Source organism: Pseudomonas sp. DY-1 (genome assembly GCF_003626975.1).
In the GTDB taxonomy this organism is placed as follows: Bacteria; Pseudomonadota; Gammaproteobacteria; order Pseudomonadales; family Pseudomonadaceae; genus Metapseudomonas.
Window position 1 is genome coordinate 3,629,279 of the sequence record NZ_CP032616.1, and the last position, 15,712, is coordinate 3,644,990.

General features: G+C 61.8%; 16 protein-coding genes. 13 read left to right on the plus strand and 3 right to left on the minus strand.

The window, feature by feature from the left end:
- The first annotated feature begins 55 nt into the window (after positions 1-55).
- From pdxA to D6Z43_RS17270, 10 genes are all read left to right on the plus strand, one after another.
- Positions 56-1,054, plus strand: coding sequence for a 4-hydroxythreonine-4-phosphate dehydrogenase PdxA (pdxA, locus tag D6Z43_RS17225; protein ID WP_120653315.1), 999 nt, complete (start codon positions 56-58; stop codon positions 1,052-1,054).
- Between the two features lie 121 nt (positions 1,055-1,175).
- Positions 1,176-1,982: a 16S rRNA (adenine(1518)-N(6)/adenine(1519)-N(6))-dimethyltransferase RsmA gene (gene rsmA, locus D6Z43_RS17230; protein ID WP_120653316.1), complete on the plus strand. Its 807-nt coding sequence runs from the start codon at positions 1,176-1,178 to the stop codon at positions 1,980-1,982.
- Positions 1,983-2,012: 30 nt separating this feature from the next.
- Positions 2,013-2,393 carry a Co2+/Mg2+ efflux protein ApaG gene (apaG, locus tag D6Z43_RS17235; RefSeq protein ID WP_120653317.1) on the plus strand — a complete coding sequence of 127 codons (381 nt, stop codon included), beginning with the start codon at positions 2,013-2,015 and terminating at the stop codon, positions 2,391-2,393.
- 10 nt (positions 2,394-2,403) lie between these two features.
- Positions 2,404-3,231 carry a symmetrical bis(5'-nucleosyl)-tetraphosphatase gene (locus D6Z43_RS17240; protein WP_120653318.1) on the plus strand — a complete coding sequence of 276 codons (828 nt, stop codon included), beginning with the start codon at positions 2,404-2,406 and terminating at the stop codon, positions 3,229-3,231.
- Positions 3,224-3,553, plus strand: a complete 330-nt coding sequence (gene glpE / locus D6Z43_RS17245; protein ID WP_120653319.1) for a thiosulfate sulfurtransferase GlpE — start codon at positions 3,224-3,226, stop codon at positions 3,551-3,553. The genes D6Z43_RS17240 and glpE overlap by 8 nt, the downstream gene beginning before the upstream one ends.
- Positions 3,554-3,840: 287 nt before the next feature.
- Complete coding sequence (locus D6Z43_RS17250) at positions 3,841-5,763, plus strand: PrkA family serine protein kinase (RefSeq protein ID WP_120653320.1); 1,923 nt, start codon at positions 3,841-3,843, stop codon at positions 5,761-5,763.
- Between the two features lie 98 nt (positions 5,764-5,861).
- On the plus strand, positions 5,862-7,133 hold the full coding sequence (locus D6Z43_RS17255) for a YeaH/YhbH family protein (protein ID WP_120653321.1): 1,272 nt from the start codon (positions 5,862-5,864) through the stop codon (positions 7,131-7,133).
- Positions 7,134-7,146: 13 nt separating this feature from the next.
- On the plus strand, positions 7,147-8,712 hold the full coding sequence (locus D6Z43_RS17260; protein ID WP_120653322.1) for a SpoVR family protein: 1,566 nt from the start codon (positions 7,147-7,149) through the stop codon (positions 8,710-8,712).
- Between the two features lie 64 nt (positions 8,713-8,776).
- Positions 8,777-9,286, plus strand: a complete 510-nt coding sequence (locus D6Z43_RS17265; RefSeq protein WP_120653323.1) for a DUF4136 domain-containing protein — start codon at positions 8,777-8,779, stop codon at positions 9,284-9,286.
- Between the two features lie 32 nt (positions 9,287-9,318).
- Positions 9,319-10,551: a multifunctional CCA addition/repair protein gene (locus tag D6Z43_RS17270; RefSeq protein ID WP_120653324.1), complete on the plus strand. Its 1,233-nt coding sequence runs from the start codon at positions 9,319-9,321 to the stop codon at positions 10,549-10,551.
- On the opposite strand, the gene folK is transcribed toward D6Z43_RS17270, so the two are convergent.
- Positions 10,524-11,066: a 2-amino-4-hydroxy-6-hydroxymethyldihydropteridine diphosphokinase gene (gene folK / locus D6Z43_RS17275; RefSeq protein WP_120653325.1), complete on the minus strand. Its 543-nt coding sequence runs from the start codon at positions 11,064-11,066 to the stop codon at positions 10,524-10,526. The two genes, D6Z43_RS17270 and folK, sit on opposite strands and share 28 nt — an antisense overlap.
- Positions 11,057-11,410, minus strand: coding sequence for a dihydroneopterin aldolase (gene folB, locus D6Z43_RS17280; RefSeq protein WP_120653326.1), 354 nt, complete (start codon positions 11,408-11,410; stop codon positions 11,057-11,059). Before folB ends, folK begins: the two co-directional genes overlap by 10 nt.
- Positions 11,411-11,461: 51 nt before the next feature.
- On the opposite strand from folB, the gene plsY reads away from it, so the two are divergent.
- A complete protein-coding gene (gene plsY, locus D6Z43_RS17285) occupies positions 11,462-12,031 on the plus strand; it encodes a glycerol-3-phosphate 1-O-acyltransferase PlsY (protein WP_120653327.1) in 570 nt (189 codons plus the stop codon).
- 29 nt (positions 12,032-12,060) lie between these two features.
- On the opposite strand, the gene tsaD is transcribed toward plsY, so the two are convergent.
- The gene (gene tsaD / locus D6Z43_RS17290) at positions 12,061-13,086 is read right to left on the minus strand and encodes a tRNA (adenosine(37)-N6)-threonylcarbamoyltransferase complex transferase subunit TsaD (protein WP_120653328.1); all 1,026 of its coding nucleotides are present in this window, start codon (positions 13,084-13,086) and stop codon (positions 12,061-12,063) included.
- A gap of 206 nt (positions 13,087-13,292) precedes the next feature.
- On the opposite strand from tsaD, the gene rpsU reads away from it, so the two are divergent.
- Positions 13,293-13,508, plus strand: coding sequence for a 30S ribosomal protein S21 (gene rpsU / locus D6Z43_RS17295; protein ID WP_003085057.1), 216 nt, complete (start codon positions 13,293-13,295; stop codon positions 13,506-13,508).
- 189 nt (positions 13,509-13,697) lie between these two features.
- Positions 13,698-15,686 (plus strand): DNA primase, encoded by a 1,989-nt coding sequence (dnaG, locus tag D6Z43_RS17300; RefSeq protein ID WP_120653329.1) that lies wholly within the window; start codon positions 13,698-13,700, stop codon positions 15,684-15,686.
- The last annotated feature ends 26 nt before the right edge of the window (positions 15,687-15,712 follow it).

Genomic DNA, 15,712 nt, shown 5'->3' on the forward strand with positions numbered 1-15,712 from the left:
GTGCGCTGGCGGTACAATCCCCGCCAGCGTATCGGCCCCCTGCACAGGACTCGCCATGACTCCCCTTCGTTTCGCGCTCACCCCCGGTGAACCCGCCGGCATCGGTCCCGACCTCTGCCTGCTCCTCTCCCGCACTGCCCAACCTCATGCCCTGATTGCCGTCGCCAGCCGCGAACTGCTTGCACAGCGTGCTGCCGAATTGGGCCTGCCCACTCAGCTGATTGACGTCGATCCGGCCCGGCTACCAGAAACACCAGCCCCTGCTGGCAGCCTGTATGTGTGGGACACGCCTCTGCGCACCCCGGCCATTCCCGGCCAACTGTCGCCGTCCAATGCTGACTATGTGCTGGAAACCTTGACCCGCGCAGGTCAGGGCTGCCTCGACGGGCTGTTCGCCGGGATGATCACCGCGCCAGTGCACAAGGGCGTGATCAATGAAGCCGGCATTGCCTTCTCTGGGCATACCGAGTTCCTCGCCGACCTCACCGCGACCCGCCAGGTGGTGATGATGCTGGCAACTCGCGGCCTGCGCGTAGCCCTGGCGACCACTCACCTGCCCCTCAAGGACGTCGCCGCGGCAATTACCCCGGAGCGACTGCAACGCGTCAGCCGCATCCTGCATGCCGACCTGGTGAACAAGTTCGGCATCACCCAGCCACGCATTCTGGTCTGCGGCCTGAACCCGCACGCGGGTGAAGGCGGCCACCTCGGCCGGGAAGAGCTGGAGATCATCGAGCCAACCCTGGAAGGCCTGCGCGCCGAAGGACTGAACCTGATCGGCCCGCTACCGGCCGACACATTGTTCACGCCGAAGCACCTCGAACATTGCGACGCCGTGCTCGCCATGTACCACGACCAAGGCCTGCCGGTGCTGAAGTACAAGGGCTTCGGCGCAGCGGTGAACGTTACCCTGGGTCTGCCGATCATTCGTACCTCGGTGGACCATGGCACCGCGCTGGACTTGGCCGGCACTGGCCGCATCGATTGCGGCAGCCTGGAAGTCGCCCTGGAGACGGCCTACCAGATGGCGGCCGCACAGCAACGCAGTCATTGATCCAGCCTCCCGCGCCGCTTTAACGTCCTGTCTTAGGCGGCGCGGGCTGGGGCCTGATAAACTGCGCGATTCAGTTTCCACGCCAGGCCCTTCGGCCTGGCCTCAAGGCCCGGAGCCTTCGATGTCCGAACACTACCAACACCGCGCGCGCAAGCGCTTCGGCCAGAACTTCCTGCACGACGCTGGCGTCATCTATCGCATCCTGCGCAGCATCCACGCCCGCGAAGGCGAGCGCCTGCTGGAAATCGGCCCAGGCCAGGGCGCGCTCACCGAAGGTTTGCTTGGCAGTGGTGCCCAGCTCGATGTGATCGAACTGGACCTCGACCTGATCCCCATCCTGCAGCACAAGTTCGGTCAGTTGCCCAACTTCCGCCTCAATCAGGGCGATGCACTGAAGTTCGACTTCCGCCGGCTCGACGCCGAACCACACAGCCTGCGGGTAGTGGGCAACCTTCCGTACAACATTTCCACGCCGCTGATCTTCCACCTGCTGGACCACGCAGACCTCATCCGCGACATGCACTTCATGCTGCAAAAGGAAGTGGTGGAGCGCCTGGCTGCCGAGCCGGGCGGCGGCGACTGGGGCCGGCTTTCGATCATGGTCCAGTACCACTGCCGCGTGGAGCACCTGTTCAATGTCGGCCCAGGCGCGTTCAATCCGCCGCCCAAGGTGGATTCAGCCATCGTGAGGCTGGTTCCGCACGAGGTCCTGCCGCATCCGGCCAAGGACGTCGCCCTGCTTGAGCGCGTGGTGCGTGAAGCCTTCAACCAACGCCGCAAGACCTTGCGCAATACGCTCAAAGGCCTTCTGGACGCCGCCGCAATCGAAGCGGCTGGTGTCGACGGCGGTCTGCGTCCGGAACAATTGGACCTCGCTGCCTTTGTCCGCCTGGCTGATCAACTGGCTGCAGCAGACCCCAAACCCTAGACTCATATCCAGCTACTCGAGAGCCTTCGCGTGTCCGATCCCCGATACAAGGTCGACGTCAGCGTCGTCACCCGCTTCCTCCCGGAACAATCGCAGCCGGACGAGAATCGCTTTGCCTTCGCGTACACCGTGACCATCCACAACAACGGCGAGCTGCCCGCCAAGCTGCTTACCCGTCACTGGGTGATCACCGACGGCGACGGCCATGTGCAGGAAGTCCGAGGTGCCGGCGTAGTCGGCCAGCAGCCCCTGATCGACCCGGGCGCCAGCCATACCTACACCAGCGGTACCGTCATGGCCACACGAGTCGGCAGCATGCAGGGCAGCTACCAGATGGTCGCCGACGACGGCAAACGCTTCGATGCCATCATCGCGCCCTTCCGCCTCGCCGTTCCCGGCTCGCTGCACTGAGAGAACCGGCATGACGACCTATGCAGTTGGCGATCTCCAGGGTTGCCTGGATCAGCTGAAGTGCCTCCTGGAGCGGGTGCGATTCGACCCGGCGAAGGACGAACTCTGGCTAGTGGGCGATCTGGTCAATCGCGGCCCGAAGTCGCTGGAAACCCTGCGCTTCCTATATTCGATCCGCGACTCCGTGGTCTGTGTGCTGGGCAACCATGACCTGCACCTTCTGGCCGTGGCCAACAACATAGAGCGACTGCGCAAGGCCGATACCTTGCGCGAGATCCTCGAAGCACCGGACTGCGCCGAACTGCTGGACTGGCTACGCCAGCAGAAACTGCTGCACTACGACGAGCAACGGGATATCGCCCTCGTTCACGCCGGCATCCCACCCCAGTGGTCGCTCAAGAAGGCGCTGAAACGTGCCGCCGAAGTAGAGGAGGCGCTGCGGGACGATGCCCGCCTGCCCCTCTTTCTCGACGGCATGTATGGCAACGAGCCAGCCAAGTGGGACAGCGACCTCCACGGCGTCACGCGCCTGCGGGTCATTACCAACTACTTCACGCGCATGCGCTTCTGCAGTGCCGATGGCACCCTGGACCTCAAATCCAAGGAAGGCCTGGACACGGCGCCTCCGGGATTTGCCCCCTGGTTCAGCTTCCCTGAGCGCAAGACCCGTGGGCAGAAGATCATCTTCGGCCACTGGGCAGCCCTGGAAGGCAAATGCAATGAACCCGGCCTGTACGCTCTCGATACTGGTTGCGTCTGGGGCGGCAGCATGACTCTTTTGAATATCGACAGTGGCGAGCAAATCAGCTGCAGCTGCGAGGAGAACCGCCATGAGTGAATTCAAACGCATCCCGCCTGAACAGGCGCAGACCCTGCGCGAACAAGGCGCCGTGGTCGTGGATATCCGCGACCCGCAGAGCTTCGCCCTGGGTCACATCAGCGGCTCGCACCACCTGGACAATTACTCCCTGCCTGACTTCATCGCCCAGGCCGACTTCGAAAAGCCGCTGATCGTTACCTGCTATCACGGCAACTCCAGCCAAGGCGCGGCCGCCTATCTTGCCCATCAGGGCTTCTCCGAGGTCTACAGCCTCGATGGCGGCTTCGAACTGTGGCGCAGCGTCTATCCCGGGGAAGTCGCCCAGGGCAGCGTCGAATAAAATTTTTTCGGTGAGGCGCAACCCCGCGCCATCACTGGCTTGGCGTCACTTCTCCGACGGACGGTAATCCCCTGTTGTCGTCCCGTAACGCTTGACCTTGCCGATAACGAACTACTCTTAGCTCAGGCCATCCAAAAAAGGGGAGAGCCGGTACACCGGTTCCGGGCCATCGGCAGCGACCATTCAGGTGTTCTGGGGGATTTCAATCGGCCGACCTTCTTCGGCTGACTGCCCGCACCCGCATAACCGACCCCGCGCCGGCTTCCTGATTCCAGCGAGGTGACGTCATGAGCATTTTCAGCCACTTCCAACAACGCTTCGAAGCGACTCGCCAGGAGGAATATTCCCTTCAGGAATACCTCGACCTGTGCAAGCAGGACCGCAGCGCCTACGCCACCGCCGCCGAACGTATGCTCATGGCCATCGGTGACCCGGAACTGCTCGACACCTCGCTCGATCCGAGGTTGTCACGGATCTTCTCCAACAAGGTGATCCGTCGCTACCCGGCCTTTGCCGACTTCCATGGCATGGAAGAGTGCATCGACCAGATCGTTTCCTACTTCCGCCACGCTGCCCAAGGCCTGGAAGAGAAGAAGCAAATTCTCTATCTACTTGGCCCAGTGGGTGGTGGTAAGTCGTCCCTGGCGGAAAAGCTCAAGCAGCTCATGGAGCGCGTTCCCTTCTACGCCATCAAGGGCTCGCCGGTGTTCGAATCGCCTCTCGGACTGTTCAACGCGGATGAGGACGGTGCCATCCTCGAAGAGGAATACGGCATCCCACGTCGCTACCTGCGTTCAGTGATCTCGCCCTGGGCGACCAAGCGCCTGAATGAGTATGGCGGCGATATCAGCAAGTTCCGCGTGGTCAAACTCTATCCATCGATCCTAAACCAGATCGCTATCGCCAAGACCGAGCCCGGTGACGAGAACAACCAGGACATTTCTGCCCTGGTGGGTAAGGTGGATATCCGCAAGCTCGAGGAATTCCCACAGAACGACGCCGACGCCTACAGCTTTTCGGGCGCGCTGTGCCGGGCCAACCAGGGCCTGATGGAATTCGTCGAGATGTTCAAGGCGCCGATCAAGGTGCTGCACCCGTTGCTGACCGCTACCCAGGAAGGCAATTACAATAGCACCGAGGGCCTGGGCGGCTTGCCCTTCAGCGGCATCATCCTGGCCCACTCCAACGAATCGGAATGGCACAGCTTCCGCAATAACAAGAACAACGAAGCCTTCATCGACCGGATCTACATCGTCAAGGTGCCCTACTGCCTGCGGGTTGCCGACGAGATCAAGATCTACGACAAACTGCTCGTCGGCAGCTCCCTGGCCCATGCCCACTGCGCGCCGGACACCCTGCGCATGCTTGCGCAATTCTCGGTGCTGTCACGCCTGAAGGAACCGGAGAACTCCAACATCTATTCGAAGATGCGTGTCTACGACGGTGAGAATCTTAAAGACACCGACCCGAAGGCCAAGTCGATCCAGGAGTATCGCGATACCGCAGGCGTAGACGAAGGCATGAACGGACTCTCGACCCGTTTCGCCTTCAAGATCCTCTCCAAGGTATTCAACTTCGACCCGCACGAAGTGGCAGCCAACCCGGTGCACCTGCTCTATGTGCTGGAGCAACAGATCGAGCAGGAACAGTTCCCGGCAGAGATGCGTGAGCGCTACCTGCGCTACATCAAGGAATACCTTGCCCCGCGCTACATCGAGTTCATCGGCAAGGAAATCCAGACGGCCTATCTCGAGTCCTACAGCGAGTACGGCCAGAACATCTTCGACCGCTATGTGCTGTATGCGGACTTCTGGATCCAGGATCAGGAATACCGCGATCCGGAAACTGGCGAGATCCTCAATCGCGTAGCCCTGAACGAGGAGCTGGAGAAAATCGAGAAGCCGGCCGGCATCAGCAACCCGAAGGACTTCCGCAACGAGATCGTCAATTTCGTGCTGCGCGCCCGGGCCAACAACAACGGCAAGAACCCCAGCTGGCTGAGCTACGAGAAGCTGCGCGTGGTCATCGAGAAGAAAATGTTCTCCAACACCGAGGATCTCCTGCCGGTCATCAGCTTCAATGCCAAGGGGAGCAAGGAGGAGCAGCAGAAACACAACGACTTCGTCAAACGCATGGTCGAGCGCGGCTATACGGAGAAACAGGTACGCCTGCTGTCCGAATGGTACCTGCGGGTACGCAAGTCGCAGTAAAACAGTCTCAAGCTGCAAGCCAGGAACACGCCAGCCGGAGGCGCCGTCTCGTACGGCGTCCTCCGCGCTTTGCAGCCTGAAGCTCCCCGGAGGGGTCTATGAGTTACGTCATCGACAGGCGATTGAACGGGAAGAACAAGAGCACCGTGAACCGGCAGCGGTTCCTGCGGCGCTACCGCGAGCACATCAAGAAGGCCGTGGAGGAGGCCGTCAGCCGCCGTTCCATCACCGATATGGAGCATGGCGAACAGATCAGCATCCCCGGTCGTGACATCGACGAGCCCGTCCTGCATCACGGTCGCGGTGGTCGCCAGACCATCGTCCACCCTGGCAACAAGGAGTTCACCAGCGGTGACCGCATCCCTCGCCCTCAGGGTGGCGGAGGTGGGCGTGGTGGCGGCAAGGCAAGCAACCAGGGCGAGGGGATGGACGATTTCGTCTTCCAGATCACTCAGGAGGAGTTCCTCGACTTCATGTTCGAGGACCTTGAGCTACCCAACCTGGTAAAGCGCCACCTCACCGGTTCCGACACATTCAAGACTGTCCGCGCCGGGATCAGCAATGAGGGCAATCCATCGCGGATCAACATCGTCCGCACCCTTCGCTCGGCCCACGCCCGTCGCATCGCACTTTCCGGCAGTAGCCGCGGCAAGCTGAAAGAGGCGAAAGCGGAGCTGGAGCGCCTGAAGCGCGAGGAACCGGACAACTTCGGCGATATCCAGGAGCTTGAGGCGGAAATCGCCAGGCTTCGCGCCAGAATCGAGCGAGTCCCCTTCCTCGACACCTTCGACCTCAAGTACAACCTGCTGGTCAAGCAGCCCAATCCCTCGTCCAAGGCGGTGATGTTCTGCCTGATGGACGTGTCCGGCTCCATGACCCAGGCCACCAAGGACATCGCCAAGCGCTTCTTCATCCTCCTGTACCTCTTCCTCAAGCGGAACTACGACAAGATCGAGGTCGTGTTCATCCGCCATCACACCAGCGCCCGCGAGGTGGACGAGGAGGAATTCTTCTATTCCCGGGAAACCGGCGGCACCATAGTCTCCAGCGCACTCAAGCTGATGCAGGAGATCATGGCAGAGCGCTACCCCATCAACGAATGGAACATTTACGCCGCCCAGGCTTCGGACGGCGACAACTGGAACGACGATTCACCCATCTGCCGGGATATCCTGATCAAGCAGATCATGCCGTTCGTGCAGTACTACACCTACGTCGAGATCACACCGCGCGAGCACCAGGCGCTGTGGTACGAGTACGAACAGGTCTGCGAAGCGTTCGGCGATACCTTCGCCCAGCAACAGATCGTCTCGGCGGCGGATATCTACCCGGTGTTCCGCGAGCTGTTCCATCGCAGGCTCGTGACCTGAGGGGAGGCGTGAAATGACTGCCAGCAAGAAGGAACGAAAGCCCATCTCCACAGGGTCGGAATGGACCTTCGACCTGATCCGCACCTATGACCGCGAGATCAGCAGGATCGCCGAGCGCTACGCGCTGGACACTTACCCAAACCAGATCGAAGTGATAAGCGCCGAGCAGATGATGGATGCCTATGCTTCAGTCGGCATGCCTATTGGCTATAACCACTGGTCCTACGGCAAGCATTTCCTTGCAACCGAGAAAGGTTACTCGCGCGGCCAGATGGGTCTGGCATACGAGATCGTGATCAACTCCGACCCCTGCATCGCCTATCTGATGGAAGAGAACACCATCACCATGCAGGCCCTGGTCATCGCCCATGCCTGCTACGGCCACAACAGCTTCTTCAAGGGCAACTACCTGTTCCGCACCTGGACCGATGCCAGTTCGATCATCGACTACCTGGTGTTCGCCAAGCAGTACATCAACCAGTGCGAAGAGCGCCACGGCATCGACGCGGTGGAAGACCTGCTCGATTCCTGCCACGCCCTGATGAACTACGGCGTGGACCGCTACAAGCGCCCCTACCCCATTTCAGCCGAAGAGGAACGGCGTCGGCAGAAGGACCGAGAAGAACACCTGCAGAAGCAGATCAACGATCTCTGGCGCACCATTCCCAAGGGTGCCGGCAAGGGCGGCGAGCGGGACAACCAGCGCTTCCCCGCGGAGCCGCAGGAAAACATCCTCTACTTCATCGAGAAGCACGCCCCGCTACTGGAACCCTGGCAGCGGGAAGTCGTGCGTATCGTGCGCAAGGTCGCCCAGTATTTCTATCCACAGCGCCAAACCCAGGTGATGAACGAAGGCTGGGCCACCTTCTGGCACTACACCCTCCTCAATGACCTGTACGACGAAGGCCTGGTCACCGACGGTTTCATGATGGAATTCCTGCAATCCCATACCAGCGTGGTCTATCAGCCGCCCTTCGACAGCCCCTACTACAGCGGCATCAACCCCTACGCCCTGGGCTTCGCGATGTACCGCGACATCCGCCGCATCTGCGAGGAACCCACGGAGGAAGACCGTCACTGGTTCCCGGACATCGCCGGCAGTGACTGGCTGTCGACGCTCAAGTTCGCCATGAACAGTTTCAAGGACGAAAGCTTCATCCTGCAGTTCCTCTCACCCAAGGTGATCCGCGACTTCAAGCTGTTCAGCATTCTTGACGACGACCAGAAGGATGAGCTGTTCGTACCTGCCATTCACGACGAACAGGGTTACAAGCTGATCCGCGAAACCCTGGCTGCCCAGTACAACCTCGGGAACCGCGAACCCAACGTGCAGATCTGGAGCGTCGACCGCCGTGGTGATCGCTCGCTGACGCTGCGCCACCAGCAGCACGACCGCAAACCCCTGGGCGAGTCCACCGAGGAGGTACTCAAGCACCTGCACCGTCTTTGGGGCTTCGATATCCACCTGGAAACGCGCCACGGTGAACAGATCACAGGGAGTCATCACGTCCCCCCAAAGGGGGAGCGCACTGAGGACGGGGAATACCCACGCCTGGACCTGATCATTCCACCCATTTGATCGGTTGACCGCGTGCCCGGCACACGCCGAGCATGCGGTTCACCCATATGGGAGCCGTCCTCAGATGCGCCTGTACTTCGTCCTGCTGCTGTGTCTGGCCCTGGCCACCTGCACCACCTCCATCCCGCAGATTCGCATCCTGCAACCGGCCAGTACCGAACTGGCCGGACGCAGCAGCTTTGCGCTGATTCCGCCGGAGCAGGCGGTGAACGGCGAGTTGCCCTATCCAGAGCGCTATACCCAGCTCACCCCTCTGATCCGTCAGGAACTGGAGGCCCGCGGTTATCGCGCCGACAGCGATGCCCAGCTGCGGGTGTACTACTGGCTGGCGGTGAACAACCAACCGCTGGAATTCAAGGTCAATCAGGCACCACCCAGCCCCCTTGGCCCCTACCAGGCCATCCACCGACTACGTGATGAGACCGGCACATTGCGCCTGCGCTTGACCGACCCTGCCGGCAACGTACTTTGGGAAGGCTTGGCCAGCACCGGCCTCAGCCCTTCCCGGGACAGCGCCGAACTGCTGGAAAACGCCGCAAGGGCCCTGGTCGGGCAGATTCCTGCAGCCCGCTAGGCTGCTATCCTCCGCAGCCACGGAGGCAATACATGCAGATATACAAAGTCGGTGGCGCGGTTCGCGACCGCCTGTTGAACCGTCCGGTCACCGAGAATGACTGGGTCGTGGTGGGCGCAACCGCCGAAGAGATGCTGGAAAAGGGTTACCGTCCGGTGGGTGCGGACTTTCCGGTGTTCCTGCATCCACAGACGGGCGACGAATATGCGCTGGCGCGCACCGAGCGCAAGAGTGGCCGCGGCTATGGTGGTTTCACCTTCCATGCCAGCCCGGACGTGACCCTGGAACAGGACCTGATCCGCCGCGACCTCACGGTCAACGCGATGGCGGAAGATGACCACGGCAACGTAATCGACCCGTATGGCGGCCAGAAAGACCTCGAATCCCGCGTCTTGCGCCATGTCTCCCCTGCCTTCGCCGAGGACCCCCTGCGGGTCCTGCGTGTTGCGCGCTTCGCCGCGCGCTATGCGCCCCTCGGCTTCACCGTCGCAAATGAGACCCTGGAGTTGATGCGGCAGATCGCCGAATCGGGCGAGCTGAACGCCCTCACACCGGAGCGCAGCTGGAAGGAAATATCTCGCGCCCTGATGGAGTCACGCCCGGACGTATTCATCCAGGTGCTGCATGACTGCGGCGCCCTGGCAGCCTGGCTGCCAGAGGTGGACAGCCTGTTTGGCGTGCCGCAGCCGGCGAAACATCATCCCGAAGTGGACACCGGCGTACACGTGCTAAACGTCCTGCGCCAGTGCGCCGAGCACGACCAGCCGCTGACCGTGCGCTGGGCCTGCCTGCTGCATGATCTGGGCAAGGGCCTGACACCAGCGGAAGAATGGCCCCAGCACATCGCCCACGAGAAACGCGGGCTGAAACTGATCCAGGCTATCAACGAGCGTTGCAAGGCACCCCGCGACTGCCAGGAACTGGCGTTGCTGGTGGGCGAGTATCACACTCACGCCCATCGCGCCCTGGAACTGCGTGCATCCACCTTGCTGGAGTTCCTGCAAAGCTTCGACGTCTACCGCCGGCCGCAGCGCTTCGAAGAGTTCGTCGCGGCCAGCGAGATGGACGCCCGCGGTCGCACCGGTCTGGAGCAGCGAGACTATCCACAAGCGGCCTACCTGCTCGGTGCAGCGCAGGCCGCACGGAAAGTTGCCGTACAACCCCTTCTTGATAAGGGACTTAAAGGAGCCGAATTGGGCGAAGCGCTCAAGGGCGAGCGCCTCAAGACCCTCAAGGCCTACAAGGAAGGCTGCGGGAAGGCTTGAATCAGCCCAGGCGGCGTCAGTTCGACGCCGCGCCAGGAGAAGGACGCAGGCCAGAGTGCCTGCTCGATGGCGGCGTTTTCCCAGAGTTCAGCGAAGCGGCGATGTTCACCGGGGTGCTTCAGCTCAGGCGCCAGCAGCGCCAGAGGCCAGAGAACGAAGGCGTTCTTCAGCACTTCCGGGCGCGGCAGGACAAGTCCGTCGAAATTCCCCACACGGTCGCCATACAGCAACACGTCGATATCCAGCGGCAGGCCTTTGCGACCTGGCGCATAGCGACCGTTGTCAGCCTCGATCTCCTTCAGACGGCGATCCAGCTCATGCAGGGACAGGTCGGTAAGGGCGGTCACCACGAAATTGAAGAAATTCCCGCTCTTGATGCCCACAGGGAAGCTCTCGAACACCGGGGAACAGCGAATGTCCTGGAGGAATCCGTCCAGCGCTTCAAGCCCTGCGGTCAGGTTCCTCTCGCGCTCGATATTGCTGCCGAGACCGAGGTAGATAGGCGTCAGCGGCATCCGCGCTCGATCTCCACACCAACACTGCTGGCCGCCGGTACGGCACCAGGCTTGTGCAGCTTCAGACGAACCCAGGGGATGTTGAACTCCGCCATCAGCACCGCCACCAGGCGCTCGGCGAAGGTCTCCACCAGAAGGTACTGCGCCTCGGCGGCGAAGGCCTGGATGCGCTGGGAAACGGCGGCGTAGTCGAGTGCTTTCTCGAGGTCATCGCCAGCGGCGGCCGGTCGGTTGTCCCAGGCCAGCTGCAGGTCCAGCCGCAGGCACTGACGGATACTGCGTTCCCAGTCATAGGCACCGATTACGGTGTCCACTTCCAGACCCTCGATGAAAACCGTGTCCACGTCAGTGCTGCCCCGCTAGAATCGGGACTTCCTCGCCCCGGAATGGATACCATGTTTTGGCTGCTGGCGACTCTCGCCTACCTGCTCGGATCGTTGTCCTTCGCCATTCTGCTCAGCCGACTATTCGGCACGGGCGACCCACGTGCCCAGGGTTCCGGCAACCCTGGCGCCACCAACATGCTGCGGGTGGCGGGAAAGAAACTTGCGATCCTGACCCTGCTTGGCGACCTGCTCAAAGGCTTGTTGCCGGTACTGGTCGCCCAACTCTGTGGCTTCGACATCCAGCAGCAAGCCTGGGTCGGCCTCGCAGCAGTGGTCGGGCACCTCTATCCCCTGTACTTCCGCTTTCGCGGCGGCAAGGGCGTGGCCACCGCCGCCGGCATGCTGCTCGGCCTTTATCCTCCGGCGGCACTTCTAGCCATCTGCGCCTGGTTGTTGACGTTCTACCTGACCCGCACCAGTTCGCTGGCGGCTCTTATCGCCACGCCGCTAACCCTGCCTTTGCTGGCCTGGCAGCAACCTGGCGCGCTACTGCCAATGACAGTGCTGACCGGACTCATCGTCTGGCGCCATCGAGGAAATCTACGCGACCTTTTCGCCGGACGCGAACGGCATTTCTGAATGACCGAGTGAAATCGGCTCACCCGTCGTCAGAGGGGTGGCAACTGCTCCATCGACCAACGCGCCTGCACACCTATCGCCGGACCATCCTGTTGGCCCGCCAGCAAACGCTGGCAGCCGGCGTAAGCGATCATCGCGCCGTTGTCAGTGCAGAAACGCGGCCGGGCATAAAACACATCACCCTTCAGTTCGCCGAGCATCTTGCCCAGCGACTGGCGCAACGACTGGTTGGCGCTGACACCGCCCGCGATCACCAGACGCTTGAGACCGGTCTGCTTTAGCGCCCGACGGCATTTGATGCTGAGAGTCTCCACCACCGCCTGTTCGAAGGCCAGAGCGATGTCGCAACGGGTTTGTTCGCCGTCGTCCCCAGCATCGCGGCAACGCTGCCAGGTATTGAGGGCAAAGGTCTTGAGGCCGCTGAATGAGAAGTCCAGGCCGGGACGATCGGTCATCGGTCGCGGGAACACGAAGCGGCCAGGCGTGCCGCTCTGGGCCAGTCGCGCGATTTCCGGGCCACCCGGATAGCCGAGGCCGATCAGCTTGGCCGTCTTGTCGAAGGCCTCGCCCGCGGCATCGTCCACCGACTCGCCGAGCAGCTGGTAACGGCCAATACCATCCACCCGTACCAGTTGGGTGTGACCGCCCGAAACCAGCAAGGCGACGAACGGGAACTCCGGTGGCGTTTCTTCCAGCATGGGCGCCAGCAGATGGCCTTCCATATGGTGCACACCGAGCGCCGGCAAGCCCCAGGCGAATGCCAGCGCCTGGGCGCAGGAGGCCCCCACCAGCAGCGCACCAACCAGGCCGGGACCCGCTGTGTAGGCGATACCGTCGATATCCTCGGGCTTGCGACCGGCCTCTTCCAGCACTTCGCGCAGCAGCGGCAGCAGGCGCTTCACGTGGTCGCGGGAAGCCAGTTCGGGCACGACCCCGCCGTAGACCCGATGCAGGTCGATCTGACTGAACAGCGCGTCAGCCAGAAGGCCGCGTTCGCTGTCGTAAAGTGCGACGCCGGTTTCGTCGCAAGAGGTTTCCAACCCCAGCACTAGCATGGGTACGAGCCTTTCTGGCCTGGTAAAAGAAGAAGGCGCGAATCATAATCGCCACCCCCAGCGCCGACCAGCGGTTTTCGACTGAAGGCTTTGCATTCCGTGCCCTGAGGCGTTAATATCCGCAGCCCTTGAAATCCGACGCGCCACCGAGCCAGCTTTTGCCGGAATGCGTCGACCATTCGGTAATTGATGAAGGTACGACCTGGATGCCAGCCGTCAAAGTTAAAGAGAACGAACCCTTCGACGTAGCTCTGCGTCGTTTCAAGCGCTCCTGCGAGAAAGCCGGCGTACTGGCCGAAGTTCGCAGCCGTGAGTTCTACGAGAAGCCCACTGCAGAGCGCAAGCGCAAAGCCGCCGCCGCGGTCAAGCGTCACGCCAAGAAAGTGCAGCGCGAGCAGCGTCGCCGCGAGCGCCTGTACTGAGTTAGCAGGCTACGCCGCACGCTCACGCATCGCCCGGCTCCGGCCGGGCGAGTGCATGCTGGGCACACAGGAAACTCCGCTTCGCTCCGGCGAATCGCGGAGTTTTTTGCTTTTCAGCCTTAACCTCGCTTCTGTCGCCTCCGACCGGCCGCGAGTATGCTTTGAACCTTCCTGCGCCCCGAGCACCCTATGGCCGGCCTGATCCCCCAAGGCTTCATCGACGACCTGCTGAACCGCACCGACATAGTCGAAGTGGTCGGCGCGCGCGTGCAACTGAAAAAGGCCGGCAAGAACTACACTGCTCGCTGCCCATTCCATAACGAAAAGACACCATCCTTCAGCGTCAGCCCGGACAAGCAGTTCTACTACTGCTTCGGCTGCGGCGCCGGCGGCAATGCCCTCGGCTTCGTCATGGATCACGATCACCTGGACTTCCCCCAGGCAGTCGAGGAACTGGCCAAGCGCGCAGGCCTGGAAGTCCCAAGAGAAGAAGGCAGCCGTAGCAGTGGACCGCGCCAGCCCAGCGATTCACCGCTCTACGCCCTGCTCACCGCCGCATCCGATTACTACCGCCACGCACTGAAACAGCATCCGACTCGCAAGGCCGCCGTCGAGTACCTGAAAGGGCGCGGCTTGACCGGCGAAATAGCCCGCGACTTTGCCCTCGGCTTCGCTCCGCCCGGTTGGGACAACCTGCTCAAGCACATGGGCGGCGACAGCCTGCAGCAGAAGCACATGATCGATGCCGGCCTACTGATCGAGAACGCCGACTCGGGCAAGCGCTACGACCGCTTCCGCGACCGCGTGATGTTTCCGATCCGCGACAGCCGTGGACGCATCATCGCCTTCGGGGGGCGCGTGCTTGGCGACGACAAGCCCAAATACCTGAACTCGCCGGAAACCCCTGTTTTCCATAAGGGCCAGGAGCTCTACGGGCTGTTCGAAGCACGCAAGCACAATCGCAACCTCGACGAAATCATGGTCGTCGAGGGTTATATGGATGTCATCGCCCTGGCCCAGCAGGGCCTGCGTAATGCCGTTGCAACACTGGGCACAGCCACCAGCGAAGAACATATCCGCCGCCTGTTCCGACTGGTGCCGAACATTCTCTTCTGCTTCGACGGCGACCAAGCCGGGCGCAAGGCTGCCTGGCGCGCCCTGGAAGCAGCCCTGTCCGGCCTTGAGGATGGACGCCGTGCGCGCTTCCTGTTCCTGCCCGAGGGCGAAGACCCGGATAGCCTGGTCCGCAAGGAAGGCACCGATGCCTTCAGGGCGCGAATCAACCAGCACGCGCAACCGCTCGCGGACTATTTCTTCCAGCAACTGACCCAGGAAGCCGACCCCACTTCCCTGGAAGGCAAGGCCCACCTGGCTACGTTGGCCGCCCCACTGATCGAGAGGATTCCAGGCGCCAACCTCAAGGCCCTGATGCGCCAGCGGCTGGCCGAGATCACCGGGCTCAACGGCGAGGCGCTCGGCCAGTTCGCCCGCAGTGCGCCAGTCAGCAGCGAGAGTCTCAGCCATCCAGACGACGCGTACTACGCATCCTTCGCGGGCTACGACGACCAGCAACACGAGCCGGACCATTCGCACTACTTCGAGCAGCCAGCCGCACAACCAGGAAATTGGCAGAAGGACGAACGGCGCAAGGAAGGCTGGAAAAAGGACGATTGGAAAAAAGACGGCAAGAAGTGGAGCAAGCAGGGACGCGATGATTTCAAGCGGCCGCCGCGGACAGAGGTGAAAGTGGAATCCCCTACCCTCACAGCATTGCGCACCTTGCTGCACCATCCGTCATTGGCGCAGAAGGTCGAGGATGCCAGCCACTTCGCAGCCGAAGACGACACGTACGCCCAACTCATGGTGTCGCTCGTTGAAGCCGTTCAGAAAAATCCGAAACTTCGTTCGCTGCAGCTGATAGCGCGCTGGCACGGTACCGATCAGGGCCGTCTGTTACGGGCTCTGGCGGAAAAGGAATGGCTGATTTCCGAAGACAACCTTGAACAACAGTTTTTCGACACTATAACTAGGTTGTCGGCTCGCCAGCGGGAACGCCGCCTGGAAAATCTGCTGCGGAAAGCGCGGCAAAGCGAACTCAGCGCAGAGGAAAAAGATCAGCTGCGCGATCTTCTCAACCGCAACACTTCTCCCCTGACTCCGACCTCAACTGGCGCGTAAGGCCCCGGATCAGGTATAATCCTCGG